The 26,178-nt window shown below is 62.3% G+C and carries 24 protein-coding genes and 1 tRNA gene; 13 read left to right on the forward strand and 12 right to left on the reverse strand.

Features of this window, described 5'->3' with window-relative positions; genetic code table 11:
- Positions 1-98: 98 nt before the first annotated feature.
- Positions 99-189: transfer RNA gene (locus JKL45_RS07030), tRNA-Ser, on the forward strand.
- A gap of 92 nt (positions 190-281) precedes the next feature.
- On the opposite strand, the gene JKL45_RS07035 is transcribed toward JKL45_RS07030, so the two are convergent.
- On the reverse strand, positions 282-701 hold the full coding sequence (locus JKL45_RS07035; protein ID WP_201860404.1) for a hypothetical protein: 420 nt from the start codon (positions 699-701) through the stop codon (positions 282-284).
- Positions 702-841: 140 nt separating this feature from the next.
- On the opposite strand from JKL45_RS07035, the gene JKL45_RS07040 reads away from it, so the two are divergent.
- Positions 842-1,195 carry a RidA family protein gene (locus JKL45_RS07040; protein ID WP_376771012.1) on the forward strand — a complete coding sequence of 118 codons (354 nt, stop codon included), beginning with the start codon at positions 842-844 and terminating at the stop codon, positions 1,193-1,195.
- A gap of 12 nt (positions 1,196-1,207) precedes the next feature.
- On the opposite strand, the gene JKL45_RS07045 is transcribed toward JKL45_RS07040, so the two are convergent.
- From JKL45_RS07045 to JKL45_RS07055, 3 genes are all read right to left on the reverse strand, one after another.
- On the reverse strand, positions 1,208-2,005 hold the full coding sequence (locus JKL45_RS07045; protein WP_201860405.1) for a glycosyltransferase family 2 protein: 798 nt from the start codon (positions 2,003-2,005) through the stop codon (positions 1,208-1,210).
- Between the two features lie 78 nt (positions 2,006-2,083).
- A complete protein-coding gene (gstA, locus tag JKL45_RS07050) occupies positions 2,084-2,698 on the reverse strand; it encodes a glutathione transferase GstA (RefSeq protein WP_201860406.1) in 615 nt (204 codons plus the stop codon).
- Between the two features lie 140 nt (positions 2,699-2,838).
- Positions 2,839-3,648 carry an endonuclease/exonuclease/phosphatase family protein gene (locus JKL45_RS07055; protein WP_201860407.1) on the reverse strand — a complete coding sequence of 270 codons (810 nt, stop codon included), beginning with the start codon at positions 3,646-3,648 and terminating at the stop codon, positions 2,839-2,841.
- Between the two features lie 247 nt (positions 3,649-3,895).
- Between JKL45_RS07055 and JKL45_RS07060 the strand changes: the two genes are divergently transcribed.
- Together JKL45_RS07060 and cueR are read left to right on the forward strand one after the other, a co-directional pair.
- Positions 3,896-6,424, forward strand: a complete 2,529-nt coding sequence (locus tag JKL45_RS07060) for a heavy metal translocating P-type ATPase (RefSeq protein WP_201860408.1) — start codon at positions 3,896-3,898, stop codon at positions 6,422-6,424.
- Positions 6,421-6,876, forward strand: a complete 456-nt coding sequence (gene cueR / locus JKL45_RS07065; RefSeq protein WP_201860409.1) for a Cu(I)-responsive transcriptional regulator — start codon at positions 6,421-6,423, stop codon at positions 6,874-6,876. Before JKL45_RS07060 ends, cueR begins: the two co-directional genes overlap by 4 nt.
- 92 nt (positions 6,877-6,968) lie before the next feature.
- Here the strand turns inward: cueR and JKL45_RS07070 are convergent, their stop codons facing one another.
- Complete coding sequence (locus JKL45_RS07070) at positions 6,969-7,547, reverse strand: tyrosine phosphatase family protein (RefSeq protein ID WP_201860410.1); 579 nt, start codon at positions 7,545-7,547, stop codon at positions 6,969-6,971.
- A gap of 258 nt (positions 7,548-7,805) precedes the next feature.
- On the opposite strand from JKL45_RS07070, the gene JKL45_RS07075 reads away from it, so the two are divergent.
- The 5 genes from JKL45_RS07075 (at position 7,806) to JKL45_RS07095 (ending at position 11,332) form a co-directional block, all read left to right on the forward strand.
- Positions 7,806-8,534: a L,D-transpeptidase gene (locus JKL45_RS07075; RefSeq protein ID WP_201860411.1), complete on the forward strand. Its 729-nt coding sequence runs from the start codon at positions 7,806-7,808 to the stop codon at positions 8,532-8,534.
- A 109-nt stretch (positions 8,535-8,643) separates the two neighbouring features.
- Positions 8,644-8,847 carry a YgaP family membrane protein gene (locus JKL45_RS07080; RefSeq protein ID WP_201860412.1) on the forward strand — a complete coding sequence of 68 codons (204 nt, stop codon included), beginning with the start codon at positions 8,644-8,646 and terminating at the stop codon, positions 8,845-8,847.
- A gap of 75 nt (positions 8,848-8,922) precedes the next feature.
- A complete protein-coding gene (locus tag JKL45_RS07085; RefSeq protein ID WP_246498354.1) occupies positions 8,923-9,306 on the forward strand; it encodes a DUF1622 domain-containing protein in 384 nt (127 codons plus the stop codon).
- A 211-nt stretch (positions 9,307-9,517) separates the two neighbouring features.
- Positions 9,518-10,210, forward strand: coding sequence for an EAL domain-containing protein (locus tag JKL45_RS07090; RefSeq protein WP_201860413.1), 693 nt, complete (start codon positions 9,518-9,520; stop codon positions 10,208-10,210).
- A gap of 129 nt (positions 10,211-10,339) precedes the next feature.
- Positions 10,340-11,332, forward strand: a complete 993-nt coding sequence (locus JKL45_RS07095; RefSeq protein WP_201860414.1) for an alpha/beta fold hydrolase — start codon at positions 10,340-10,342, stop codon at positions 11,330-11,332.
- 3 nt (positions 11,333-11,335) lie between these two features.
- On the opposite strand, the gene tyrS is transcribed toward JKL45_RS07095, so the two are convergent.
- From tyrS to galE, 5 genes are all read right to left on the reverse strand, one after another.
- A complete protein-coding gene (gene tyrS / locus JKL45_RS07100) occupies positions 11,336-12,589 on the reverse strand; it encodes a tyrosine--tRNA ligase (RefSeq protein WP_201860415.1) in 1,254 nt (417 codons plus the stop codon).
- Between the two features lie 206 nt (positions 12,590-12,795).
- Positions 12,796-13,770, reverse strand: a complete 975-nt coding sequence (locus JKL45_RS07105; protein ID WP_201860416.1) for a phosphoribosylaminoimidazolesuccinocarboxamide synthase — start codon at positions 13,768-13,770, stop codon at positions 12,796-12,798.
- Positions 13,771-13,971: 201 nt separating this feature from the next.
- Positions 13,972-15,036 (reverse strand): LolA family protein, encoded by a 1,065-nt coding sequence (locus JKL45_RS07110; protein ID WP_201860417.1) that lies wholly within the window; start codon positions 15,034-15,036, stop codon positions 13,972-13,974.
- Positions 15,037-15,170: 134 nt separating this feature from the next.
- Positions 15,171-15,707: a DoxX family protein gene (locus tag JKL45_RS07115; protein ID WP_201860418.1), complete on the reverse strand. Its 537-nt coding sequence runs from the start codon at positions 15,705-15,707 to the stop codon at positions 15,171-15,173.
- A gap of 109 nt (positions 15,708-15,816) precedes the next feature.
- Positions 15,817-16,809 (reverse strand): UDP-glucose 4-epimerase GalE, encoded by a 993-nt coding sequence (galE, locus tag JKL45_RS07120; RefSeq protein ID WP_201860419.1) that lies wholly within the window; start codon positions 16,807-16,809, stop codon positions 15,817-15,819.
- Between the two features lie 121 nt (positions 16,810-16,930).
- On the opposite strand from galE, the gene JKL45_RS07125 reads away from it, so the two are divergent.
- The 4 genes from JKL45_RS07125 to JKL45_RS07140 all read left to right on the forward strand — a co-directional run bounded on the left by JKL45_RS07125 (position 16,931) and on the right by JKL45_RS07140 (position 23,572).
- A complete protein-coding gene (locus tag JKL45_RS07125) occupies positions 16,931-17,242 on the forward strand; it encodes a hypothetical protein (RefSeq protein ID WP_201860420.1) in 312 nt (103 codons plus the stop codon).
- A gap of 544 nt (positions 17,243-17,786) precedes the next feature.
- Positions 17,787-20,828, forward strand: a complete 3,042-nt coding sequence (locus tag JKL45_RS07130) for a right-handed parallel beta-helix repeat-containing protein (RefSeq protein WP_201860421.1) — start codon at positions 17,787-17,789, stop codon at positions 20,826-20,828.
- A 210-nt stretch (positions 20,829-21,038) separates the two neighbouring features.
- The gene (locus tag JKL45_RS07135) at positions 21,039-22,415 is read left to right on the forward strand and encodes a pyridoxal-phosphate dependent enzyme (protein ID WP_201860422.1); all 1,377 of its coding nucleotides are present in this window, start codon (positions 21,039-21,041) and stop codon (positions 22,413-22,415) included.
- Positions 22,412-23,572 carry a cystathionine gamma-synthase gene (locus JKL45_RS07140; RefSeq protein WP_201860423.1) on the forward strand — a complete coding sequence of 387 codons (1,161 nt, stop codon included), beginning with the start codon at positions 22,412-22,414 and terminating at the stop codon, positions 23,570-23,572. The genes JKL45_RS07135 and JKL45_RS07140 overlap by 4 nt, the downstream gene beginning before the upstream one ends.
- A gap of 471 nt (positions 23,573-24,043) precedes the next feature.
- Here the strand turns inward: JKL45_RS07140 and hutC are convergent, their stop codons facing one another.
- Positions 24,044-24,748, reverse strand: coding sequence for a histidine utilization transcriptional repressor HutC (gene hutC, locus JKL45_RS07145; protein ID WP_201860424.1), 705 nt, complete (start codon positions 24,746-24,748; stop codon positions 24,044-24,046).
- 11 nt (positions 24,749-24,759) lie between these two features.
- Positions 24,760-26,118, reverse strand: a complete 1,359-nt coding sequence (locus JKL45_RS07150; RefSeq protein WP_201860425.1) for a formimidoylglutamate deiminase — start codon at positions 26,116-26,118, stop codon at positions 24,760-24,762.
- Positions 26,119-26,178 lie beyond the last annotated feature (60 nt).

The raw sequence follows: 26,178 nt of genomic DNA on the forward strand, positions 1-26,178 counted from the left end.
CTCACCTTAAAACGGTGAATTTGGACCTTGACGAAAGGACCCTGTTCGCGTCTATTGCGCCACCTGCGAAGCGGGATCCCGTTCCCGCCTTTTCGCCTGGAGACGTGGCCGAGCGGCTGAAGGCACTCGTTTGCTAAATGAGCATACCCCAAAAGGGTATCGAGGGTTCGAATCCCTCCGTCTCCGCCATTCCCTTCTCAGATCCTGACTTTGTTCTCGCCTAGGCTTCTGCCGAGGGCTAGATGTCATGCCATCAGGAAGGACGGAATGACACGGAGGGTTCAGCCCTTCGCGCTCACGACGCTGGTGGCTGGTGCCGGACAGGCCAGGACGAACTCCGAATGCAGGCGGGTGTGCTCGATTCCGCTCACGACCGTGCAGCCCTTCAATTGCGGATTCGTAGCGATGTATTCGACGGCAGCCTCCTCATGCCTGATTCCGGTTGCCCGCACCGGCACGATCCCGCGACGCTGCTCGCAGAGGGTCTGGGCCACTTCGGACACCCCATAGGCAGCGACCAGGATCGTCGGCTCTCCCGGCCTCTGGAAGACTTGGTATCCGCCGCCGCATCGCGTCTCGACCTTGGCCGCCGGTGTCGCCACGTAGTACGAAAGCGATCCAGGAGCCGTGCCGCGAGCGCAACCTGAGACGAAGACAGCTAGGGCCGCAACAAGAGCCAAGGGCAGGGTCCGGGTAAGCATCGATTCCTCGGAGTGAGAGCAGGTTCAGCCCTCCTAGCAGCAATTGCCGCGCTTGTCTTGAGGGGTAGTCCACTCCCCGGATCTGAGAGCCTGTGTTAATCCGGCGCGGGTGAACCCATGCTAAGAACAGGAATGAGGGCATGATGGACATTCGGCGCATCGGCATAGCCGCGCGGTACAGCGATCTCGTGTTCCTCGGGGATACGGCCTATTTCTCGGGCTATGTTCCCGAGACGACGCTCGGCGGGTCAGTTGCGGAGCAGACGCGGGACATTCTCGGGCAGATCGAGCAATCACTGACCGAGATTGGCAGCGACAAGTCAAAGCTTCTCCAGGCGACGATATGGCTCGCCGATATCGCATTCTACGACGAGATGAATACCGTATGGGATGCCTGGGTCGTTCCGGGACAGGCTCCGGCCCGGGTCTGCGTCGAATCCAGGCTGGCGGATCCCGCCTACAAGCTCGAGATCCATGTTACCGCAGCCATTTGAGGCCACGAAAGCTCAAGCCCGCTCTTCCCTTGAGCTAGCCTTGGCCAGCGCATTCATGCGCTTGCGCTCATAGTGCTTCGCCAGGCGCAGGTGGCGCCAAGTGGCGTAGTTCATGGCGATCAGGAACCCATAGGTGCCGCGCAGAATATGCAGCCGCCCGAAATAGGCTTTCAGGAAGGCGGCTGGAAACTCGAAATAGACCCGCCATGTCGGAATCGAGATGCCTCTCTTCTCAAGATCGACGGCCTGCTGATCGGTATAGCTGTTGAGCTTGGCGAGCTGATCCCCGAGGGACCGCACGGATCGGTGATGGACGAGGCCCTTCAGCTTGCCGGCCTTCGTGCTCGGCTTCAGATCAACCCGGTCATGAACGAGGGAGGAGGAATACCGGCCGGCATCTCGCCGGTAGAGGCGGACCGGTGCGACCCGGTATGCCAGGGGATGCGGAGCCGCCTCCCCCGGGAAGGTCTCGGCAATGCTGATGCCGTAGGCCTGACAGGGGGGCTCCCCATGGGCGAACAAGGTCTGGATCTCGGCCAGAAGTTCCGGCGACACCACTTCATCCGCATCGAGGTTCAGGACCCAGGAGTGCCGGCACTGATCCTCGGCAAAGCGCTTCTGGAGCCCGTAACCCGGCCAGGGATTATGGAGGACACGAGCGCCAAGCTCCTCGGCGAGGGCCTGCGTTCCGTCGGTCGAGCCTGAATCGACGACCACCAGATCATCCGTCAGGCCGCGGATGGCGCGGATGGTCGCGCCGATCCGGTCAGCTTCATTCTTGGCAATGATGAAGACGGAAACAGGAAGCATGGCAACGGGTGCCTAGCGGCCCTGTCGGTTCGTGGCAAGGGCTTTGAATCGCCAGAGAGAATGGGCCAGCCGGATTGTTCAGGGCTGTGTCGCCAATCCCTCAGCCTTGAGGGCGCGCTTCACCATCGGGCGGGCGGAAACCCGTGTCATATAGGCCATGACGGCCGGATGAGCCGAGAGGTCGATCCGGTGAAAGCGGCTCCAGCTGAGCACGGTGAAGCAATAGGCGTCGGCGACGGTGAAATGCTCGCCGGCGAGATAGGAACGCTCCCGCAGGCATTCATCAAGATAGGCGAAGCGACGCTGCAGGTGGCTCACGGCCAGTTGCCGTGCTTTCGGAGGCATTGGCGCCGTCCAGAGCGGATCGAAGCCCTTGTGCAGCTCCGCCCCCGTGAAATCGAGCCATTCCTTGACCCGGTACCGCTCCAGGGATCCGAGCTTCGGCAGGAGATGAGTGGCAGGCACCTGATCCGCCAGATACTCAAGGATCACCGGCACCTCGGCCAGGACATCACCGGAATGAAGAGCGAGCGCCGGAACGTAGCCTTTCGGGTTGATCCTGATGTAATCGCGGCCGGAAGCTGTTGTCTGGGTTTTCAGGTCGACCTTATCATATTCGATATGCAGGCCGGCCTCGCAGGCGATGATCCGCGGGGCGAGAGAACAAGCTCCCGGCGTGTAGTACAGCTTCATCGTGACCCTTCTTCCCGCGCCCCACCGGGAATTTAAATTATAACGTTACACGATGGCTAATTCATACGTTACACAGTGGCACTTTCAAGGCAGCTTAGACTAATTGATATATTATTTCACAGACGATTGGGAAAATAAGTTCAGAGAAGTTCTCCCGCACGCGCATGCTCGGACGCAGCGGCCTTGGAGTGCTTGCGGACGCGGAGCTGCGCCAGCAGGGGGAAATGATCCGATGCGACCCGAGTCAAGGGGGTGCGGACTGGCCCGGCATCGACCACCTCAATCGATTTGGTGACGAAGACGTGGTCGAGGCGCAGCACCGGCGCGCGGGTGTGAAAAGTCGGCTGTGGCTCGCCGAAGGAATTGGAGAGTTGGGCATCCTGCAGCTTGTCGGCGATCATCCGGTAGGAGCGTGAAAGAGGCGGCGCGTTGAAATCGCCTAGGAGCACGGCCGGCTCGGCGCAGTCGGGATGGCCGACCCAGTCCGCCCCGACGAGAGCCGCGGCCTGCGTCCGCCGCTCACCGGAGCGGAGGGAGAGATGGGCGTTGACCACCTGGATTGTCTGCCCGTCGATCTCGACTGCCACCCAAAGCGCGCTGCGCTTCTCGAAGGACGGCCGGGTTGACTGCGTCGGCAGACGTCCGGACTTCACGACGCGCGAGGAATGGCGCGTCAGAACCGCAATGCCGTACTGCTCGCCCAGGATGCGGATCGTAGGCTGGAAATGCAGGTCCATGCCGAGAACCGAGGCCACGGTCGCAGCCTGATCCACCTCCCCTGCCCGCACGCGCCCGACGCGAACCTCCTGGAGTGCCACGATGTCCGGCTGGCAGGATGCGATGACCTCCGCAATCCGAGTCGGGGAAATCTGCCTGTCCGTACCGAGCCAGCGGTGGACGTTGTAGGTGAGAATCCGAAGGGCTTGCCCCGGGTTTTCGGTGTGCTTCAAAGGTTCGGTCCGGCTCAATCGTTCGTTACAGGTAAAGGCACCGCCCTGCTCGGCACAAGCCAAAAGGTCTAATTGCCAAGAGGCTCGGTCGCGCGGCGTATGGGGCAAACGTGTCGGATCAATGACTCTGCTTCGAGCCCGGTTCCAAGGCTTGGCAGCGTCGTGAAACTACTTTTTCCGGCCGCTTGACCTTCCCATCATTGGAAGGACTAAACCTGCTTCCCATATCAGGATCAGGAGATTCCTCATGGCCGCCGGCAAGCTCGTCCAAACTGAGACGCTCGACATCCCCATCCAGGGCATGACCTGCGCCTCCTGCGTGAACCGAGTCGAGAAGGCGATCCGGTCGGTGAAGGGCGTCACGGCCGCCAGCGTCAACCTGGCGACGGAGCGGGCCCATGTGGAATTTGCGCCAGCCGATGCCGATCCTGTTGCCGTTGCCGAGGCGATCCGAGCGACGGGCTACGAGCCCGCCGACAACATTGTCGAGTTGACGATCGACGGCATGACCTGTGCCTCCTGCGTCGGCCGGGTCGAGAAGGCGCTCAGCCGCGTCCCCGGCGTGCTGGAAGCCAGCGTCAACCTCGCCACCGAGCGCGCCTCTGTCCGCTACCTGGGCGGAGCGGACATGGTGGGCCGTCTGATCGGCGCTGTCGCGCAGACCGGCTACGAAGCCGAGGCGTTGGGCCAGGACAACGACCGGGCCGATCGCGAAAGTGCTGCCCGGGAGGCGGAGATCTCCGGCCTGCAGCACTCTCTCACCATCGCGGCCATCCTCACCCTGCCGGTCTTCGTGCTCGAAATGGGCTCACACTTCATTCCGGCCATCCATGACTGGGTAATGGGGACCCTTGGGCATCGCACGAGCTGGTATCTGCAATTCGCGCTCACCACCCTTGTGCTCTTCGGGCCAGGCCTGCGCTTCTTCCGCAAGGGCGTGCCGGCCCTGCTGCGCTGGGCGCCGGACATGAATTCCCTGGTGGTGCTCGGCACCAGCGCGGCCTATGCCTATTCGGTGGTGGCCACCTTCCTGCCTGGCCTCCTGCCTGTCGATATGGCCAACGTCTATTACGAAGCGGCGGCAGTGATCGTGACCCTGATCCTGCTCGGACGCTATCTCGAGGCGAAGGCGAAGGGCCGCACCTCCGAGGCGATCAAGCACCTCATGGGCCTGCAGGCCAAGACCGCCCGCGTGCTGCGCAACGGCCAGCCCCTGGAGATCCCGCTTGATCAGGTGCTCGCGGGAGACGTGGTGCAGGTTCGTCCCGGGGAGAAGATCCCGGTCGACGGTGAGGTCGTGGAAGGCTCGTCCTTCGTCGATGAATCCATGATCACCGGCGAACCGGTGCCGGTGCAGAAAGCCCAAGGCGCCGAGGTGGTCGGCGGAACCATCAACAAGACCGGCAGCTTCACCTTCCGGGCCACCCGGATCGGTGCCGACACGGTGCTGGCCCAGATCATCCGCATGGTCGAGCAGGCGCAAGGTTCGAAGCTGCCGATCCAGGCGCTGGTCGACCAAGTGACGGCCTGGTTCGTGCCGGCCGTCATGGCGGCGGCGGCCCTCACCTTCCTGGTCTGGCTCGTCCTCGGGCCGGAACCGGCGCTCACATTTGCGCTGGTCAATGCGGTCGCCGTGCTGATCATCGCCTGTCCCTGCGCCATGGGGCTGGCCACGCCGACCTCGATCATGGTCGGCACGGGACGGGCGGCGGAGTTCGGCGTGCTCTTCCGCCAGGGCGAGGCCCTGCAGAGCCTGAAGGAGGTCGGCGTCGTCGCCCTCGACAAGACCGGGACCCTCACCCAAGGCTGCCCGGACCTGACCGACTTCGTGACCGCACCCAGCGTCTCGGAGGCCGAGGCGCTGAGGCTGGTCGCTGCCGTGGAAGCTCGCTCCGAACACCCGATCGCCCAGGCCATTGTCGCAGCCGCCGAGAAGCGCGGTTTTGCCCTGCCCTCGACCGACAGCTTCGAGGCCGTGCCCGGCTTCGGCGTCTCGGCCACGGTGGAAGACCGGAAGGTCGATGTGGGCGCGGACCGTTTCATGACGAAGCTCGGGCTCCCCGTCGCGGACTTTGCCGACACGGCAGCCCGCCTTGGTGCCGAGGGCAAGAGCCCACTCTATGCAGCCATCGACGGCAGGCTTGCGGCCATCATCGCTGTGGCCGACCCGATCAAGCCCTCGACCCCTGAGGCCATTGCGACTCTCCATGCTCTCGGCCTGAAGGTCGCGATGATCACCGGCGACAACCGCGGGACGGCCGAGGCCATCGCCCGGCGGATCGGCATCGACGAGGTGGTGGCGGAAGTGCTGCCCGAGGGCAAGGTCGAGGTCGTGAAGCGCCTTCGTGCCACCCATGGCAAGATCGCTTTCGTCGGCGACGGGATCAACGATGCGCCGGCGCTCGCCGAGGCCGATATCGGCATCGCCATCGGCACCGGCACGGACATCGCCATCGAGAGCGCCGACGTGGTGCTCATGTCCGGCGACGTGCGCGGCGTAGTCAACGCCATCGCCCTGTCCAAGGCCACGATCCGCAACATCGGCCAGAACCTGTTCTGGGCCTTCGCCTACAACGTGCTGCTGATCCCGGTTGCCGCGGGCGTGCTGTACCCGGTCTACGGCATTCTGCTTTCCCCGATCTTCGCGGCAGGCGCCATGGCGCTCTCCAGCGTCTTCGTTCTCGGCAATGCCCTGAGGCTGCGCGGCTTCAAGGCTCCCGTCTCATCCGTGCAGGACACCGCCCCTGCCGCTCGAACTGTTGAAGGTGTCGCATGAATATCGGACAGGCAGCCCAGGCCTCCGGCGTCTCCGCCAAGATGATCCGCTACTACGAATCCATCGGGCTGATCCCGAAGACCGTGCGGACGGAAGCGGGATACCGGGTCTATTCGGATCACGACGTGCACACCCTGCGCTTCATCCGCCGATCGCGCGATCTCGGCTTTTCCGTCGAGCAGATCGCCGACCTCGTCTCGCTGTGGCAGGACCGCGAGCGCGCGAGCAAGGACGTGAAAGCTATTGCGCTGGAGCATGTGACCGTGCTCGAGCGCAAGATCCGCGAATTGCAGGAGATGGCATCGACTCTTAAACATCTCGCCACGAACTGCCATGGCGACACACGTCCGCATTGCCCGATCCTGGAGGAGTTGGCGAACGACGAGATCGGACAAGGTCACGTCAAGCCAGATGCAAAGTTCGGCGTGCTGGGCAAGGCCCCGGCGCGATAGATACGATCATTCGGCACCTGAGCCCTCATCCTGAGGAGGGTTGCTCACGCAATCCTCCTCAGGATGAGGCGAGAGTTCTATAGGATCGATGCTCATACCGCCATCTCGACCTCGCGGGCGCGGCCGAGATCGCGCATGAGCTGCTCGTAACGTGGGATACGCTGGATCTGGCGACCGTAATGCCGGCGCAATGCATCCACGAGCCGCCCATTGCGGGACAGAAGCCCGTCGGCGAACTCGATCATGAGTGAATTCGGCCATGCCTGCGGACGGATCTCAGTCAATCTCTCGAAGAGCTTCTCCTCGCCCTCCTCCGGATGCGTCTGGGCCATGAGCGTCAGCATCGCTGCCGTCGAGCGGGAGACGCCCATGTGACAGTGGACGAGCAGATGTCCTTCCGCTCCTTCACCGCTTTTCTCAACAACCTCGTCGCCAAAGCGCAGCACCGCCTCCACATGCCCCGGTTCGGGCAGGATCATCCCAGGAAGCGGATTGATGATGTCATGGAAGCGCAGAATCGTCCTGTGATGAGGATCATAAGCTTCAAAGGCTTCTGGATCCGGGTGGTCCGGATCGAGGATCGAAAGCACATGAGTGACGGATCGCTCGCGCTGGTCGGCTAGTTCCGAGATGCCGCAGATCGTGAGCATCTGGATGGAAGGAGACTGCATCGAAGAACTCGCTCGAAAGCTAAATCGGGACAGAAACTTTATCGCATCTTTTCGGGAGGTTAACTCATAGCCCTCGAATTAGATCATCCTGTTCAAAAGACTGTGTCTTGCAAACCACAGGGGCCTTCTGCCACATTCCCGCCACCGAAGATTCACCTTCTCGACACTCCTGGGACTATGTCTCTTGAGGAGTAGCGCCGCCGCCCGCAAGGACCGGTGGATGAAGCCAATAACCAGAAACTGCAGGTTCCCCCACTGATGTTTGCTGCACTGGCCCCGAGCCGATCCTTGTTGCGCAGAGCCGTTCGCTCTTTTGTCCTGCTGCTTCCCATAGCCCTGGCAGCATGCGTGTCCACCCAGCCTCCTCAGCAGGCCGTGCGCCGCATCGATCCTGCCTATGCGGCGATGTACGGACCCCGCCTTGACGAGCCGCATCCGCTCCCGGCGACCGATATTTCCGAGGTCGATCCTCGCTTCCTGCGCCGCGAGGTTGCCTATTACGGCCGCGAGGAACCCGGCACCATCGTGGTCGACACGCAATCCCGCTATCTCTACCTCGTGCGAGAAGGCGGCCGCGCGATCCGCTACGGCATCGGCGTCGGCAAGGAAGGCCTCGCCTGGAGCGGCCGCGCCCGCGTCGGACGCAAGGCGGCTTGGCCGCGCTGGACACCCACCGCATCGATGATCAAGCGTGAGCCGGAGCGCAACGCCCGCTGGGCCGGCGGCATGGAAGGCGGCCTGAGCAATCCGCTTGGAGCCCGTGCCCTTTATCTCTACGACAACGGCCGCGATACCATGTATCGCATCCACGGCACGACCGAGCCTTGGTCCATCGGCCAATCCGTGTCGAGCGGCTGCATCCGCCTGTTCAACCAGGACATTATCGATCTCCACAGCCGGGTTCCGGTCGGCTCGCCCGTGGTCGTGCTGCAGGGCCAACGCCTCTTCGAGGTCGAGGACGAGACGCGAGTGTCGTCGGCGTACTGACCACACATCCGCTTCCATATCCGGAAGGGCCGGTCATCGCCGGCCCTTTTTCTTTGGTGACCTGTCAGACCTCATGTAAAATCGTCCTGTCTCTGCTGGAGGCATGGTCATGACAGTCGAACGTGCGATCCTTCTGACCGTCGGCGGGCTCATCATTCTCAGCGTCCTGCTCGCCGTTTATGTGAATCTGAATTGGCTTTGGCTCACCGGCATCCTCGGTGCCCATTTGGTCCAGGCATCCTTTACGGGTATGTGCCCTGTGGTGATGATGTTCAAACGCATGGGGCTGCCAAGCAAGCCCGGCTTCACCTGAGTCACCCTCGCCCCCCTGGAGGCTTCCGCCGGCTGTCCTATGACTCTCTGTAGGACATAAGGCACAGGAGCTTTCATGGACGAGTGGTTTCCCTCGGGGCTGAAGCTGATGACGCGCGCCATCGAGATCGGCGGGATCGCCATCATCGTCCTCGGGCTTCTCGGCGCCAGCATCGCCGTCGTCTGGCAGGTCCTGCGGGGCCGCTCAGGATCCGAAGCCTTCACCCTGTACCGCTCGAACCTGGGGCGAGCCATCCTGCTCGGGCTCGAATTTCTGGTGGCGGCGGACATCATCAACACCGTCGCCATCGAGCCGACGCTCCAGAGCCTTCTCATCCTCGGCGGCATCATCCTGATCCGAACCTTTCTGAGCTTCTCCCTGGAAGTCGAGATCGAGGGGCGCTGGCCCTGGGACAGGCACAAGGCCGAGGATGAGCGCTCCTCAAGCCGCGCGGCCTGACAGAGAGAAGGCCTTCAGATCGCCGCGACACGGTGATAATCGGCCACGGGGCATACAGCCCTCCCCGTGATTACGTTAGGGCAATCTCAAGAAGTATTGCCCATAACCGTCTGTGCAATTCTTCAATAAACGCACGGAAGCGCCTGTGAGAGACACGACGTTAGGATGTCAGGGATGCCGGAACGGCGAACCGCTCCCCTTCGACTTCACAATGGCCTTCCATCCGATCATCGATGTCACGCGAGGCGCTGTCTGGGGGTATGAGGCGCTCGTGCGCGGCACCAAGGGCGAGTCTGCGGGAGCCATCCTGAGCCAGGTCGATGAGGAGCGGCAATACAAGTTCGACCAGGCCTGCCGGGTGAAGGCCATCGAACTGGCAGGACGCCTGTTTCCTGTGACAGAGGATACGAAGCTCTCCATCAACTTCATGCCGAATGCGGTCTATGAGCCGGCTGCCTGCATCAGAACGTCTCTCGAAACAGCACGTCGCGTCGGTTTCGACATGAAACGCATCATGTTCGAATTCACCGAGAACGAGCGCATGGCGGACACGAAGCACGTTGCCAGGATCATCGCGGAATACCGGCGCCTCGGCTTCATCACGGCCATCGACGATTTCGGCGCCGGCCATGCAGGCCTGAACCTTCTCGCCAACTTCCAGACGGACCTCATCAAGATCGACATGGAGTTGATCCGCGGGATTGCGGATTCCGCCGCCCGTCAGGCCATTGTTGCCGGCATCCTGGTGATGGCCCGCACCCTCGATATCACGATCATCGCCGAGGGCATCGAAACCGAGGCGGAGCTTGCGACTTTGAAAAGCGCCGGCATCAATCTGTTCCAGGGCTTCCTGTTCGCCCGTCCTGCGGTGGAAAGCCTGCCGGCCGTTTCGTTCGCAGTATGAAGCTCGTCAGCAGCCTTAGCTGTTGACGCTGCGGCAAACAACTATTAGGAACGCTGTCCGGCCGCCAGCCGCCGCCACTCTTCCAGTGTCCGCCGGCTCCATTTCTGCCCTTCTTGCCGCTTCAGCTGCGTGGCTGATGCAGCCTGTCGCTCGCACTCATGCGACTATCATCCGGGCAAATGTTTTTCGGCCTCAGCAACCGCCCTCGTGCGATCCCTAAAGGTCCGTCGCGGCTGCTTCAAACACAGCAGACCCAACATGAAAGACTTCCAATCAGGACTTTTCCTGAACAAGATTCCGTATGTGAAAGTCCGTTCGGGACGAAATCCAATTGTCGTGCTCAACGGCGGGCAGGCCTTCGTCAGACGTCCGACGCCAGCGCGTGCCTTGCGCGACGCCAAGCGCATCGTGCGCCTTCTGCCCGGGGACAGAGCGATCTATATTCTGGGCTACGAGCCCGACCCTCCGGCCGATCACAGCATCGGTGCCATCGTGGCAGACATCGCGCAGATCTTGCGGGAAGAGATAGGCGCTGCTGCCGTCATGGGTATTTCTTTCGGCGGCTTCGTTGCTGCGAAACTTGCCGCGGGGCATCCAGACCTCGTCAAGAAGATAATCCTGCTGGTCAGCGCCCACCGCTTCTCACCAGAGGGACGCCGGAGTATCGACCGTCAGATCGAATGCTCGTGGCAAGGAGACTTTCAAGGATTCCTCGATGAGTTCGGCCTCGTCTTCCGCCGCCCGTGGCTGAACTTGCTGCTGCGACTGCGCTTCCGTCAGGAGCGTATGCGCCTGCACGAGACGATGAACGATCCAGCCACTATCGTCCGTGGGCTTCATGCTGTTGCGGGCGAAGATTTCGGCCGCGATCCCACATGGCTCACCCGCATCCAGGCTCCCACGCTCATCCTCGGGGGCACGAAAGATCCTTTCTTCGATGTGGAAGCAATGACGGAGACCGCAAGCTTGATCCCTTGCTCACAACTGCGGCTGCTCGAACGTGAGACTCACATGCTGCCAGTCGAGCGTCCGCGCACCGTAGCGAAGACAGTAAAAGCGTTTCTTGCGTCGCATCCGGACAGCCGGAACGGTGACCCGCCACAGGCCACCGTTCCCCGATAAGCCTCAGCCGCTCACTCTCACCAAAACGTGCCGTTTCTTGCCGGCTGTCAGCTTGATGATGCCCTCGTTTAGATCGGCTGCCGTGACATGGCTGTCCGCATCCTGCACGAGAGCACCGTTGAGTCTCGCTCCGCTGTTGAGAACCAGACGGCGAGCCTCGCTCCTGGAGGCCGACAGGCCCGCACGGACGAGAAGCTGCGCGACGGTTACGCCCGAGTCGAGCTCGGTCCGTGAGAGACCGACGCTCGGAAGACCGGCAGCGCTCTCGCCCTCCTCGAAGGTGCGGCGTGCGGTTTCTGCAGCCTCTCGTGCCGCGTCCGCTCCATGCGCGAGCTTCGTCGCTTCCATGGCAAGGATGTACTTCGCCTCGTTGATCTCGGCGCCTTTCAGCTGTCCAAGTCGATGCACCTCGTCGAGGGGCAGCTCGGTGAAGAGGCGCAGGAACCGAGCTACATCGTCATCCTCGGTGTTGCGCCAGAACTGCCAGAACTCGTAGGGGCTGAGTTTCTCGGCATTGAGCCACACCGCGCCACTCGCCGTCTTGCCCATCTTGGCGCCAGCGGAGGTGGTCAGCAGCGGTGTCGTGAGCCCGAAGAGCTGGCGCTGGTCAATGCGGCGGGCGAGCTCGATCCCGTTGACGATATTGCCCCATTGGTCCGAGCCGCCCATCTGCAACACGCAAGCATGATGGCGCGACAGCTCCAGGAAATCGAAGGCTTGGAGCACCATGTAGTTGAACTCCAGCAGCGTGAGCGGTTGCTCGCGCTCAAGCCGCTGGCGCACGCTGTCGAAGCTCAGCATTCGGTTGATAGTGAAATGCGTGCCAAAGTCGCGCAGGAACGGTAGGTAGCGCAACGGGTCGAGCCAGTCGGCATTGTCCACCATCACTGCATCCGTCGGCCCGTCGCCGAAGGTAAGGTAGCGGGAAAACACCTGCCTCAAACCCGCGGCGTTCCTGGCGATCTGCTCGTCGTCGAGCCGCGGCCTGCTCGCATCGCGAAAGCTCGGATCGCCGATCTGCGAGGTACCGCCGCCGATAAGCACGACTGGCTTATGGCCGCACTTCTGCAGCCAGCGCAGGGTCATGATCTGCACGAGGCTGCCGACATGAAGGCTGTCCGCCGTGGCATCGAAGCCAATGTAGGCCGCAACCGGCCCGGCCGAGAGGCGCTCATTGAGGGCTGTCAGATCAGTGCATTGGTGGATGAAGCCGCGCTCGGTGAGCGTCTTTAGGAATTCGGATTTCGGGGTGCTCATGTCTGTCTCTCAGGGTTTAGCGGGAGCCGCTACCCGGAGACCTGATCACCAAATGAAGATGCCGCCGGAGAGCGGCGGCATCGAACGTCTGGTCGCAACCGAACGGAGCCGCCCTATGGGGACGGCGTATAATAGTTCGTGAAAGTGGTGCGACCGGTGATCATGGGCGCATTCTTAAGAGCAGGAGGCCGGATCGTCAACCGGCTTCAGAAATATGCTTTCAGATTCCGGCGAATGCGCTCTAGCACAGGCACATTCGGATCCGGCAGGGCGAAGGTCTGGCCGGTGATGCGCTCGAAGGCATCGATATAGACCCGCGAGGTCTCGAGCACCACATCCTGCGGAATCTCCGGGACATCGTCCTTGTAGGGATCGCAGCGTGCCACCACCCAATTCCGGACGAAATCCTTGTCGAAGCTCTCGGGGCGGTCACCCATCTCGAAACGCTGCTGGTAGCTTTCCAAGAACCAGTAACGGCTCGAGTCCGGCGTGTGGATCTCGTCAGCGATCATGATGGCGCCGTTCTCGTCGATGCCGAACTCGTATTTCGTGTCGACGAGGATAAGGCCGCGTTCGCGGGCCATCTCCCGGCCTTTCGCAAAGAGCGCAAGGGCATAGTCGGAGACGATCTGCCACTGCTCCTCGCTCAGAAGCCCCTGTCCAACGATCTCGGCGGGGGTCAGCGGCTCGTCATGGCCGCCATGGAAGGCCTTGCTCGTCGGCGTGATGACGGTCTGCGGCAGCTTCTCGTTGTCACGCATGCCATCCGGCAGACGGATGCCATACATCTCGCGCTCGCCCTTCTTGTAGAGGGAGAGAATCGACGTGCCCGTGGTGCCGGCAAGATAATCGCGCACCACGATCTCGACGGGCAGGATGGTGAGGTTGCGGCCCACCAGCACATTCGGGTCCGGATACTCGATCACGTGGTTGGGGCAGATATCCGCCGTCTTCTCGAACCAGAACTTCGCCGTCTGAGTCAACACTTGGCCTTTGAGCGGAATGGCCGCGAGATTGCGGTCGAAGGCGCTCAATCGGTCGGACGCGATGATGATCCGCCGCCCGTCCGGCAGGTCATAATTATCGCGCACCTTGCCGCGGTAATGGTTCGGCAGCTCCGGGATGGTGGCGTCCTCAAGGACGTAACCGGCATAGGCTCCAAGGGCTGCTTTATCGACCATGCTGACCTGCCAAGGATTTCCGCGCCGCACCGGAACGGCGGCTCCCCCGCCTTCTAAACCGAAATCCAGGGCATGCTAGGTCAAAAATCGGCCGAACCGGCTCTTTCCACGCGGGAGGCCGGCGAACACCGGAAACAACACCCCTCCGTCATCACCGGCCACGTACCGGTGATCCCGCTTCGGCAAGGCGGTACTCAAGCCTTACTGCGTCGCGCGAGCATCCCTCCGGTAGGTTGCATTGAGGCCGGACAAGGTCACGGTGGTCTCGTACCCTTGAGCATCGATAATGGTCCACGCTCTCAGCGCATTGGCCCGGCTGTCGAAGCGCAGGGTGATCTTGGACGTACCGCCGAGGGTGGCGCTGTCGTCGAAGCGGACGGTCACGATGCCGTCGCGGCCCACCTGCACGTCTCGGACCTTGGTGTCCCGCGACAGGTCGATATTGTCCTGCACGAGGAACTTCAGGGGCGTCTGGGCGACGGGATAGACGTCGTTGGTGCCGAGCTTCTTGTCGCGGATCGCCACGTTGCGCCCGTCGGAGACCACTTCGAGGGTGCTCGGCGGCGCATAGGCGAAGTGGAACTGGCCCGGACGGCGCATGGAGAGATTGCCCTCGGCCTGCTGGCCGTTGGGGTTCTTCTGCACGAAATAGGCCGACAGCTGGTCGATGCTGTTGAAATAGGCATTCACCCGGTCGAGGGCCTCCTCCGGGGATTTCGGTCCGGGCGGTGAGGTCGGCGTCGGAGCCGATGCTGGTGCGGCTACGGCCGTCGCAGCGGGGACGGCCTGAACCGGGGTCGAGCGCGCGGGCTTCGGCGGCTCGGCAACCTTGGCCGGTGGCGGCGCCTCAACGGGCTTTGGCGGCTCCGCTGTTTGGACGGGCGGCGGAGGCGCCGGCTTCTGAGGCTCAGGCGCAGGCGATTGCGTGTTCGGCTTCTCGGTGACGGCAGGAGCCTGAGGCTTCGGCGCCGGCTTTGAGGCTGTTTGGGGCGCAGGCTGCGCCTTCGGCTGGGCTGCCTTTTGCGGCGCTGGGGACTGCGGCTTCGGAGCGGCCGCCCTGGGCTGAGCCTGTGGGCGCGCGGCTGCCGGTGCCGCCGGCTCGGCCTGCGGCGCAGCCTGAGGGGCGCTCGCTGGAGGGGCGGGCTTCTTGAAGACGCCGTCCAGGAAACGGGTCAGCGGATCGGAGGGCTGCTGGGCGGCAGCTGGAGACACGCACGCCAAAGCGAGAACAAGACCGAGAAGGCAACGCGAGGACGAATGGAGCATGACGCCACTGCTAACCTGAAAAAACACCAAGGCCGGTGCGCAAAAGCACGGCCGGACAAGGGTTTATGGCCGGGATAAGAGGCTGAATGAAGGCAGCAGCCCTGACGGGGAAAGCGATTCGTGTCCAGGGCGCGTCACGCGGCATCCGCCAGCTCATCGTCATCCACGGCCTGACGAACGGGCGCCGGACGCGGCTTCGGATTGCGCGGACGGGAGGGCTGCCGCTTCTTGGCCTTCGCCGGCTTCGACGGGTTGCCGGCGCCCTTCCACCAGGCCTGCCAGCTCCAGGCACCGGGTCCCGTGAGGGTGTAGAACAGAAGCCCCGCGAGAACTCCGAGATGGGACAGGAACACGGCCTGTTCGGCCTGACGCGTCAGGCCGCCGTAATCCCAGAAGCGGTGCAGGGTCCCGGTCGTGACCACGAGGGCGGCGATCAGGACGGACGCGCTCAGGCGAGGTGCCAACCCTAGAACCAGCGCCAGAGGCCCAAAGACCTCTGCCATGACCACGACGGTTGCCACCACATCCCCATAGGGCATGCCCTTCATGGTCAGGGTCGCGGCAAAGCCGGAGATGTTGGCGGCGCGTCCAAAAGCTTCGGGCAGGAAGCAGCCCGCCAGCAGAAGGCGGTTCAGCAGCAGAACTCCGTTGATTCCCGCACCCCTGTCCATGCCCCTGCCCTTTCGCGTCTGCCGGCCGGGAATCGGCCAGTGTCAGGACAGCATTTGACGGAAAGGTTCTTAACCTGTTCTTAGCGGCGGGGCGGGTTTCGCGGGTCCTCTACAGCTTGAGATTTCTTTCCCGCAGCATGCTCTCCCAGCGCAGGGAGTGGTCCACGATGCTGGCGAGGTCGTCATGGCGCGGCTCCCATCCCAGCCGTGAGCGGATACGGGCTGAATCCGCCACGATGGTCACAGGATCGCCGGCACGGCGGGGCGCAAAGCGCGCTTCGACAGGCTTTCCAGAAACCTTGCGGACCGTCTCGATGACCTCGGACACGGAATAGCCGTGCCCGTAGCCGCAATTCACCACGAGGCTCTCGCCTCCCTGGTCGAGGTGGTTCAGGGCAAGCATGTGAGCCGCGATGAGATCGGTCACGTGGATGTAGTCACGGATGCAGGTGCCGTCCGGTGTCGGGTAGTCGGAGCCGAAGACCTCCATGTGGGAGCGCATGCCCAACGCTGTCTGGATCGCCACCTTGATGAGGTGCGTGGCACTGGCCGTGGACTGGCCATGGCGCATGGCGGGATCCGATCCGGCCACGTTGAAGTAGCGCAGGATCACGTAGTGCATGTCGTGGGCCGTCGCGACATCGCGCAGCATCACCTCGGTCAGCTGCTTGGAGCTGCCGTAAGGAGAGAGAGGTGCCAAGGGCGCATCCTCGCCGAGCGGCTTGTCGGAGGCATTGCCGTAGACGGCCGCAGTCGACGAGAAGACGAACTTCTTGACCCCGGCCGCCACGGCGGCCGCCATAAGGGAGCGGCTCTTGACGGTGTTGTTGAGATAATAGCCGAGCGGGTCGGTGACGGATTCGGGCACGACCAGCTTGGCGGCAAAATGGGCAATCGCATCGATCTGGTGGGTCTGCAGCGTGCGCAGCACCAGCTCGAAATCACCGATATCGCCTACGACGAGCGGCACATTCTCCGGCACCGACCACCGGAAGCCGGTCGACAGGTTGTCGAACACGATGGGCTTGTGGCCGGCATCGAGCAGGGCCAGAACCATATGGCCGCCGATATATCCAGCCCCGCCGGTGACGAGAACGTTCATAAGATCTCCTGGAGATGCGCACTCAACATTTTGTCATGGTGGCTCTATTGCAGCTGGATTTCCAGATCAAGTTGATGGGGCTAAGCGTTAGACTAGCCTGTCAGACATGGACGGATGCAGAATGGACGATCGCAAGGAATATTGGTGGGTCAGCCACGAGGCCGTGATCCAGCCGGCCGAGGTGGGCTTCGTGGGCGGCATTCCGGTGAGCTTCCGGTTCATCGGGATGGCCGGCAGCATTCCGGCCGCATCCGCCGAACTGATCGAGCGCCTGCCTGCTCCTCCCGTGCCGGTGATGAACACCCATGCCACGCCGTCCCCGCAGCCGCAGGCTCAGCCGCAGCGACGCGGCTCGTGGCTCTGGTTCATCGGGGTCCTTCTCCTGATCCTTGTCGCCCAATGCTCAGGGCCACTTTTCGATATGCTCAAGTGAAGCGGAGCCTATGCTCAAGCCTGATCGTTGTTCCAAACCCTTCTGGTAGGGCCTCAACCCATTCGGGTTAGATGGATACTTCAACAGCATTAGACTTCAATGCGGCAGCGGACGCATTAACCCGGAATTGCACCGACAATACAAAATTGCTCCATTTCGAATTTGAGAATTTGCCTATCTAATCTTGAGCAATCCGGCAGTTACTGCAGAGGAACAGTTCTATGCTCATGACTTCAAACGAGGCAGGACCGGCTCCGCCCTGAAGCTCGAAGGGGACCCTGCCCACACGGCAGCGGTACTTCCTCAGGCTGACGCTTAGGCGGCTCTGAACGCCGCATCGGTAACAGCAAAACATGACGAATGACAGTCATCGCGGGCGCTGGATGAGTTCCAGCGACGATGACACTCGCAACCTGCTTGGACCGTTCTTTCTCGAAACGACAAGGATACTCTTATGGCCGAATTTTTAGATAAGCCTTCAGCGACTGCGGCGGAGAATGTTGCTCGAATTCAAGCTGCTATCGAGAAAGCTCATCAGGAGTACATGGACAATCCCGATCCTAACAAGGTTCCGGTAAAGGTAACACTCGGTGTAGGTGAATGGCTCGTTACAGCCGATAAGAACGTCCCTTCGAAAGGCGCAATCGAGCTTCCGTCAGGCGTCGAGTTGACCGGATCCGGCGACCGCGAAACGGTGATCAAGCTCGAAAACGACTTCAATGCCCGTATCAACGGCATCGTGCGCACGAAGCTTGAGACCGTGGACAATGTCATTGTCTCCAACCTCGTGATCGACGGCAACCGTGAGAACAACGATGGCCATCAGGCCGGCTTCATCTGCGGCATCAAGGAGGACGGCACTGGGCGCACCCAATCGAACATCACCATCGACAATGTCGAGGTGATGAATTGCACGGCCTACGGGATCAATCCCCATGAAGTCACGACCAACATGGTCGTGAAGAACTCCGAAGCGCACCACAACGGCCTTGATGGCTTCGTCGCGGATGCGGTTATAGGTGGCTCCTACTCGAACAACCTGTCGTACAGCAATGACCGGCACGGCTTCAATATTCAGAACGAGACGAAGGACCTCGTACTCGCAAACAACGTAGCCCACGACAACGGCTTCGGCATCAATCCAGAGACCGGCTTGGTCTATGGCGGCGCAGGAATCACCATTCAGCGCGGCAATATCCCTCCGGCAGGTTCAGCGACTATCCCATGGGTTACCGACATTCAGATCATCGGTGGCAAATATTATGGGAACAACAAGGAAGGTATCCTCGTCAAGCTTGCCGACAGCGTCACGATCGATGGCGTGGACGTTTATGGCAACCTGCGTCAGGGCGTGAGGATCGAGGGTTCGACCAACACGGTCCTGAAAAACAGCGAAATTTATAACAACTCGCAGGAACTCGCCAACGAGTACGACGAAGTCAATATCCGTCTGCGCAACGATTATGAGGATGGGAATGCGCAGAAGCTCCCGAAGACCTATTACTCGACCGGCACTCAGATCATAGACAACGATATTTACTCCAACGGCGCGATCAAGGCTCGCTGGGGCATTCGGGAAGAGCCCACGAATGACGATGGCGGTCCGACCGGAACAGAAGCCACCGGCAACACTATCTCAGGCATGGCTTCCGGATCCATCTCGATCCCCGGGCAGGTCAATCCCGTGACCGGAACCATCGGGGATGACACGCTGACCGGTACAGCCGGCGCAGATGAGATGAAAGGCTTTGGCGGCGACGACATTTACATCGTCAATCACAGCGGCGATGTGGCGGTCGAAGCTGCCGGTGAGGGCAACGACACCATTTATGCCTCCATCAGTCACACACTCAAAGCGAATATCGAGAACCTCGTACTCACCGGCGTAGGCGCCATCAATGGTGACGGCAACACACTCGACAATATTCTCGTCGGCAACTCGGCATCGAACAGGCTGAAGGGTGATGTCGGGAACGATACGCTCGATGGCGGCGCAGGCATCGATACGTTGGATGGAGGCGACGGAAACGATATCTACTATGTCGATTCTTCAGCCGACATCATTATCGAGAAGGACCATCTCGGCGCGGGCGGAATCGACTCCGTGTTCAGCACGGCGAGCTATAGCCTTTCGGTAGAGGTCGAAAACCTGACACTGTTAGGCTCAACTCACATCAACGCCACAGGCAACACGCAGAACAACATCCTAACCGGCAACTCAGGAAACAACATTATCGACGGCGACAAGGGCAGCGATGTCATGACCGGCGGCCTGGGTGACGACACCTACTACGTCGATCATACCGGCGATGTGGTGGTCGAGAAGCCCGGAGAGGGCATTGACCGCGTCAACAGCCACATCTCGTACACTCTGCGTGACAATCTCGAGCACCTCACGCTCCTGGAACCCACCATCGCCGGAATTGGACCGGCCGTCGTCGGGACAGGTAACGATCTCAATAATGAGATCATCGGCAACAGCCTGGCTAACAAGCTGAATGGTGCCGGCGGTGACGATACGATGCGAGGCGGTGCCGGCAACGATACCCTGGACGGCGGCGTAGGAAACGACACGGCCGTGTTCTCCGGCAATTACGCGAGCTACACGATCGCAGGGCTCCTCGCGAACCGAACCGTCGCCGGCACGACGGAAGGCACGGACACCCTACTCAATATCGAGGTCCTGAAGTTTGCAGATGGCATGCTCGTTGGTGACACATGGGTCCCGAACCCGGTTGCTCCGCCTCCTTCCCCTGCGCCGGTTACTCCGCCTCCGCCGCCTCCTCCGGTCGCAACCGGCAATGATGTCGTCCCCCGCGACGGTACGGCCTTCCGTAATACCCTCACCGGCAAGGACAACATCGACGACGTGATGAGAGGCCTGGGCGGCGACGACACGATCAGGGGCCGTGGCGGCAACGACAGCCTCAGTGGCGGAGCCGATAACGACAGGGTCTACGGCGACGGCGGCGACGATAAGGTCAGCGGCGACGGTGGCAATGACCGCGTCTACGGCGGCTCCGGCAACGACCGGGCTTATGGCGGCTCCGGCAACGACAAGGTCTACGGCAACGCCGGACATGACCGGGTCTATGGCGGTTCCGGGCACGACACCGTCGATGGCGGGTCGGGCAACGACTGGGTCTACGGCGACAGCGGCAACGACAGGGTCTATGGCGGCACTGGCGATGACGTGGTCAATGGCGGGGCCGGCAACGATCGGCTCTATGGCGGCGCCGGCAACGATGCTTTCATGTTCAACACGCGGCTCGGAACCGCCTCGACGGACCGCAAGGTGAACTTCGACACGGTTGTCGACTTCAACGTCAAGTACGACAGCTTCCTGCTCGACAACTCTGTCTTCAAGAAGCTCGGTAGCGGTACGCTCTCCAACCCGACGGAGTTGGACAAGGAGTTCTTCGTCGTCGGAAGCAAGGCCAAGGAGCGGGACGACCACCTGATCTACAACAAGAAGACAGGCGTTCTTTCTTACGATGCGGACGGCTCCGGATCGAAGGAAGCGGTGGAGTTCGCTCAACTAAGCAAGAACCTCAAACTGACCCACAAGGACTTCTTCGTCATTTGATGACGTCCCACAGGAGAGCCCCGGGCCGAAAGGTCCGGGGCTTTTGCTTTCGGTTCTGACCGCCCACGCTGGCTCTCCTCGACCAAGCCACTGGATCTCGGTGGAGTGATCGGAAGGGTAGGTGACAATCCACATCGTCATCTATAAATACGAGGCAGTTTCACGTCAAATAGAAACAAATAATATATTTCACATTTGAAAGACGATAATATGGCGGCCCATGGAGCCTTGGACCTGATCGGCCGGACACCCCTGGTTGAGGTCACGAGCCTTGATACCGGTCTTTGCAAGCTCTTCCTCAAGCTTGAGAGCGCCAATCCAAGCGGCTCCATCAAGGACCGGCCGGCGCGAGCCATGATCGAAGCCGCCGAAGCCGATGGCCGCCTGAAGCCCGGCGGCACCATCATCGAGGCCACGGCCGGCAACACCGGCGTCGGCCTCGCCCTGGTCGGTGCTAGCAAGGGCTACCGGACGCTCCTGGTGGTGCCGGACAAGATGTCCCGGGAGAAGGTGCTGCACGCCAAGGCGCTCGGTGCCGAGGTGGTGATCACCCGCTCGGACGTGGGCAAAGGCCACCCGGACTACTATCAGGATCTCGCCCAGACGATTACCGGCCGGACCCCGGGCGCCGTCTACATCAACCAGTTCGAGAACCCGGCCAATCCGGCGGCCCACGAGGCGAGCACCGGCCCCGAGATCCTCGAGGGGATGGACGGCGATGTGGATGCCGTCGTGGTCGGCGTCGGCTCGGGTGGAACGCTCACCGGCGTCGGGCGCTACCTGAAAAAAACATCGCCGAAGACCGCCATGGTGCTGGCCGACCCCGCTGGCTCGATCCTCGCGCCGCTGGTCGAGACAGGTCAGATGACCGAGGCCGGCTCGTGGGCTGTGGAAGGAATCGGCGAGGATTTCGTGCCGACGAACTGCGACCTTTCCCTGGTCAGGAAGGCCTATTCCATCACCGACAAGGAAAGCTTCTCGGCCGCCCGCGAACTGTTGCGCAAGGAGGGGATCCTGGCGGGCTCCTCTTCCGGCACGCTCTTGGCTGCGGCGCTCCGGTATTGCCGCGAGCAGACGGAGCCGAAGCGTGTCGTCACCCTCGTCTGCGACACGGGCGCCAAGTATCTGTCGAAGGTGTTCAACGATGCCTTCATCGCCCAGGAAGGCTGGCTCGACCGCAAGGTGACCGGCACGTCGCGCGACGTGGTGATCAACCCGTTTGGCGAAGGCGCCACCATCTTCGTCTCTCCTGGCGAGACCCTGCGCTCCGCCTTCGCGCGCATGCGTTCCTCCGACGTATCGCAGTTGCCTGTGATCGATGAGGGCCGCGTGGTCGGGCTGGTCGACGAGGGCGATATCCTCGACGCACTGGTGGCCAACGAAGGTGCGCCGCAGAATGTCTTCAACAAGCCGGTGGGGGACGTGATGGTGACGCGCCTGCAGACCATCTCGGCCGATGCTCCGGTCAGGGAGCTCCTGCCCCTCTTCGCCGCCGGCCTCGTGCCGGTGATCATGGAGGGCGATGCCTTCGTGGGCCTCGCCACCCGCATCGACCTCATCAACTACTTCCGGATCCAGGCCCAATGACCGCCCGCAACCAGCTCGATTTCGCCACCCGCTGCATCCATGCGGGCCAGTCGCCGGATCCTACAACCGGCGCGGTGATGATGCCGATCTACGCCACCTCCACCTTCGCGCAGGAGAGCCCTGGCGTTCACAAGGGCTTCGAATACGCCCGCTCACAGAATCCGACCCGCATGGCCTTCGAGCGCTGCATCGCGGATCTCGAAGGAGGCTCGGCAGCCTTCGCCTTCTCCTCGGGGCTTGCCGCGAGCGCGACCGTGCTCGACATGCTGGAGCACGGCTCGCATATCGTTGCTTCGGACGATCTCTATGGCGGCACGCGCCGCCTCTTCGAGCGGGTGCGCCGGAAGTCGGCCGGGCTCGACATCACGTATGTCGATCTTGGCGATGCCGATGCGGTGAAGGCGGCCCTGCGCCCCAACACCAAGCTGGTCTGGGTCGAGACGCCCACGAACCCGCTCCTGAAGCTCGCCGACCTCGAAGCCATTGCGGCCGCCACGCGCGGGCACGGCACCTGGCTTGTTGCCGACAACACCTTCGCCAGCCCTTGGGTCCAGCGTCCGCTCGAGTTCGGCTTCGACATCGTGGTGCATTCCACCACCAAGTACCTCAACGGCCATTCCGACATGGTCGGCGGCGTGGTGATCGTCGGCCAGAACCAGGAGATCCGCGAGAAGATCGCGTTCCTGCAGAATGCCGTCGGTTCGGTCTCCGGCCCCTTCGACAGCTTCCTGGCCCTGCGCGGCCTCAAGACCCTGTCGCTGCGCATGGAGCGGCACTGCACCTCGGCGCTCAAGATCGCGCAGTTTCTGGAAGCTCACTCAGGTGTCGACGGCGTGATCTATCCGGGCCTCGCATCGCATCCGCAGCATGAGCTGGCCAAGCGCCAGATGCGCGGCTTCGGCGGCATCATCACCGCCCGCATCAAGGGTGGGCTCGACGGCGCGACGCGCTTTCTGGAGCGTTGCCAGCTCTTCACGCTCGCCGAGAGCCTCGGCGGCGTGGAAAGCCTCATCGAGCACCCGGCGATCATGACCCATGCGTCTGTGCCGGCGGAGGTGCGGGCTGAACTCGGCATCGACGACGGGCTCGTGCGCCTGTCGGTCGGCATCGAGGATGCTGACGACCTGATCGAGGATCTGCGCTCCGCGCTCTCATAGAATTCGAGCCTGTTCTCTATGACCTCCCCGGCTTACATCCGTGAGAGTCAGGACGTGTTTCCCTTGTCAAAAAGCCAGCATCTTGGGGCCCGCAGCTTTGTGCTGCGAGCCTTGCGGGTGAGATCGAGGGTGGCGCGAATGGCAGCCCGGCTCGATGATGGATGGTGAAAGGGAAGAGCCGAACTGTCTCTTCGCGCACGGCTTCTTTAGGCGTTCAGGTGAGGCCGGCCCGGTGACCGTTCCAGGCGGGGTCCGTCTGCTCGACGGGGGCCTTGAACCGATTCCGACCACCGACCCGCAACCTGGGCCTCCTGTCGGTGAAGCTTGCGAGGCCGCACCACAGGACCGTGCCTGCTCCCACACTGCGACGCCTCGCGAGCGCGCCCCTCGTCAGGAGCAGATCTAAGCAACCTTGTAGCCGAGGGTAGGATCAAAGTCAAGAACAAAAGAAGAACATCAGCCCTGACATTGTCACGCCACCGGCGAAAACCGTCCGGCGAGTTGATGCCGGTCACCGGGATAGGTGATGCGCGCCTCGGTTACGAATGCGCCCGCCTGCCATGTGCGCCGTTCCAGCATGAGGCAGGCTGCGCCCGTTTGGATCTGCAGTTTTTTCGCCATGGCACCGTCTGCATTGACGGCACGGACGATATGCTCCGCATCCGTCCACGGTACGCGCCGCAGCAGCCACGTGCCTGGCGGATCATCCTTGAATGTTTCCTTGTCGGCTTCGGGCACGGTGGCGAGGTTGATCAGGCGCTGCTCGAGCGCCTGAGGCACGTCGTCCATCACGTGAAGGGTCAAGAGGCAAAGCATCTCCGTGCCCGGCGGCAGGCCAGTGCGCAGCGCGGCAGCGGCGTCGATGGGCTCGATGGAGCGGCTCAGGATCTTGAAGCGATACTCAACCCCGGCGCGCGCCGCGTCGAGGGCGAAATCCTGGATCTGGAGCACCGCCTGCTGATTGCTCGGCTCCGCCACAACGGTGCCTGCGCGGCGCCGCCGGGTAATGAGGCCGTTGGCGGCAAGCGTCGAAAGCACCTTGTTCACCGTCATGCGCGAGCAGCCGTATTGGCCCATCAATTCGTGTTCGAAGGGGATGCGATGCCCCGGCGCCCATTCGCCGGACATGATCCTGGCCTCGATATCGTCGCGAATGCGCTGATGCAGATGTTTCATACTGCTTTCTCTCAGGCCAGGATGCGGGCCAAAGCCTTCGCGTAGCGAGCGCGGATCGCGTCGCGATCCACATGCAGGCCGCCACTTACCACAGGCTTGCCCGCGACGAACACCGTATCGATGGCGGCCTTGCCGGCCACGAACACGTATGCATCGAGCCAACGGTCACCCGAGACGGCGGCGAGATCGGGATGATCGGCATCGAGTACGACGAGGTCGGCACGATGCCCCTCTGCAATGGCACCGATCGGTCGGCCTAGCGCCTGAGCTCCGCCTGCCAGTGCTTTCTCATAGAGGCTGCGCCCTGTCGATTGCCCTTCGCGTTCGGCCAGCACGTTGCGCGCACGATGCTTGAGGCGCTGGCTGTACTCGAACTGCTTGAGTTCCCCTGGGGCCGTAATTTCGATGTTGGAATCCGACCCGACGCCGAAGCGTCCGCTGCTCGCCAGATAGTCCACGCCCTCGAAAATGCCGTCCCCGAGATTGGCCTCCGTGATCGGGCACAGGCCGGCCACCGCGCCGCTCGCAGCGATACCCTTGATCTCCTGCGCATCGAGATGCGTGGCGTGAATCAGGCACCAGCGGCGGTCGACGGGGGCATGATCGAGCAGCCACGCGACCGGGCGCTGCCCTGACCATGCGAGGCAATCTTCAACTTCCTTCACCTGCTCGGCGATGTGGATATGGACCGGCCCCTCGCCTGCCATCGCGACGATCTCGTTCAGGCTCTCGGGTGTTGCGGCTCGCAGGCTGTGCGGCGCGATGCCCACAACCGCATCGTCGAGTCCGGCGACGGCTTTGCGAGCGCCTTCGAGCAATCGGGCATAGCTCTCCACATTGTTGATGAAGCGGCGCTGCCCCTCTGCCGGTGCGGCGCCGCCGAAGCCGCCCTGCGCATAGAACACGGGCAGAAGAGTCAGCCCCATGCCTGTCTCTTGCGCGGCCGCGGCGATCCGCCCGGAGAGTTCCGCGATGTCGCCATAGGGACGGCCTTCGGCATCGTGGTGCAGGTAATGGAACTCGGCGAGAGCCGTGAACCCGCCCTCCAGCATTTCCATCATGGCGAAGGCTGCAATCGCCTCCACATCGTCCGGCGTGAGCTTGCCAAGGAAGCGGTACATCACCTGCCGCCACGTCCAGAAGCTGTCGCCTTCAGGCCCACGGGTTTCGGCCAGTCCCGCCATGCCGCGCTGGAAGGTGTGGCTGTGCAGGTTGGGGAGCCCGGGAAGCGTAACGCCAGCCACAGGCTCGCGGCCCTCGGCGGAAGCCTCGGGGTGTAGGGCGGCGATCGTGCCTCCCTCGATATCCAGACCGACATTCCGAGCCCAGCCGCCGGGCAGGAGAGCGTGATCGAGAATGAGCCTGCGCATCGCTGACACCCTTGCTGCGGAACGGCCTGACCTTGGCAGCCGCCAAAAAGCCATGCCGCC

This window comes from Microvirga soli, assembly GCF_016734765.1.
GTDB classification, from domain to species: Bacteria; Pseudomonadota; Alphaproteobacteria; order Rhizobiales; family Beijerinckiaceae; genus Microvirga; species Microvirga soli.

What these genes read in the sequence shown, in the direction of transcription:
- tyrS (WP_201860415.1), bottom strand. Translation starts at nt 12,589, where the DNA reads ATGAGCACCCCGAAATCCGAATTCCTAAAGACGCTCACCGAGCGCGGC.
- JKL45_RS07035 (WP_201860404.1), bottom strand. Translation starts at nt 701, where the DNA reads ATGCTTACCCGGACCCTGCCCTTGGCTCTTGTTGCGGCCCTAGCTGTC.
- JKL45_RS07040 (WP_376771012.1), top strand. Translation starts at nt 842, where the DNA reads ATGATGGACATTCGGCGCATCGGCATAGCCGCGCGGTACAGCGATCTC.
- JKL45_RS07135 (WP_201860422.1), top strand. Translation starts at nt 21,039, where the DNA reads ATGGCGGCCCATGGAGCCTTGGACCTGATCGGCCGGACACCCCTGGTT.
- JKL45_RS07150 (WP_201860425.1), bottom strand. Translation starts at nt 26,118, where the DNA reads ATGCGCAGGCTCATTCTCGATCACGCTCTCCTGCCCGGCGGCTGGGCT.
- JKL45_RS07075 (WP_201860411.1), top strand. Translation starts at nt 7,806, where the DNA reads ATGTTTGCTGCACTGGCCCCGAGCCGATCCTTGTTGCGCAGAGCCGTT.
- gstA (WP_201860406.1), bottom strand. Translation starts at nt 2,698, where the DNA reads ATGAAGCTGTACTACACGCCGGGAGCTTGTTCTCTCGCCCCGCGGATC.
- JKL45_RS07085 (WP_246498354.1), top strand. Translation starts at nt 8,923, where the DNA reads ATGGACGAGTGGTTTCCCTCGGGGCTGAAGCTGATGACGCGCGCCATC.
- JKL45_RS07090 (WP_201860413.1), top strand. Translation starts at nt 9,518, where the DNA reads ATGGCCTTCCATCCGATCATCGATGTCACGCGAGGCGCTGTCTGGGGG.
- JKL45_RS07045 (WP_201860405.1), bottom strand. Translation starts at nt 2,005, where the DNA reads ATGCTTCCTGTTTCCGTCTTCATCATTGCCAAGAATGAAGCTGACCGG.
- cueR (WP_201860409.1), top strand. Translation starts at nt 6,421, where the DNA reads ATGAATATCGGACAGGCAGCCCAGGCCTCCGGCGTCTCCGCCAAGATG.
- JKL45_RS07105 (WP_201860416.1), bottom strand. Translation starts at nt 13,770, where the DNA reads ATGGTCGATAAAGCAGCCCTTGGAGCCTATGCCGGTTACGTCCTTGAG.
- JKL45_RS07115 (WP_201860418.1), bottom strand. Translation starts at nt 15,707, where the DNA reads ATGGACAGGGGTGCGGGAATCAACGGAGTTCTGCTGCTGAACCGCCTT.
- JKL45_RS07060 (WP_201860408.1), top strand. Translation starts at nt 3,896, where the DNA reads ATGGCCGCCGGCAAGCTCGTCCAAACTGAGACGCTCGACATCCCCATC.
- hutC (WP_201860424.1), bottom strand. Translation starts at nt 24,748, where the DNA reads ATGAAACATCTGCATCAGCGCATTCGCGACGATATCGAGGCCAGGATC.
- JKL45_RS07130 (WP_201860421.1), top strand. Translation starts at nt 17,787, where the DNA reads ATGGACAATCCCGATCCTAACAAGGTTCCGGTAAAGGTAACACTCGGT.
- JKL45_RS07125 (WP_201860420.1), top strand. Translation starts at nt 16,931, where the DNA reads ATGGACGATCGCAAGGAATATTGGTGGGTCAGCCACGAGGCCGTGATC.
- JKL45_RS07080 (WP_201860412.1), top strand. Translation starts at nt 8,644, where the DNA reads ATGACAGTCGAACGTGCGATCCTTCTGACCGTCGGCGGGCTCATCATT.
- JKL45_RS07110 (WP_201860417.1), bottom strand. Translation starts at nt 15,036, where the DNA reads ATGCTCCATTCGTCCTCGCGTTGCCTTCTCGGTCTTGTTCTCGCTTTG.
- JKL45_RS07070 (WP_201860410.1), bottom strand. Translation starts at nt 7,547, where the DNA reads ATGCAGTCTCCTTCCATCCAGATGCTCACGATCTGCGGCATCTCGGAA.
- JKL45_RS07140 (WP_201860423.1), top strand. Translation starts at nt 22,412, where the DNA reads ATGACCGCCCGCAACCAGCTCGATTTCGCCACCCGCTGCATCCATGCG.
- galE (WP_201860419.1), bottom strand. Translation starts at nt 16,809, where the DNA reads ATGAACGTTCTCGTCACCGGCGGGGCTGGATATATCGGCGGCCATATG.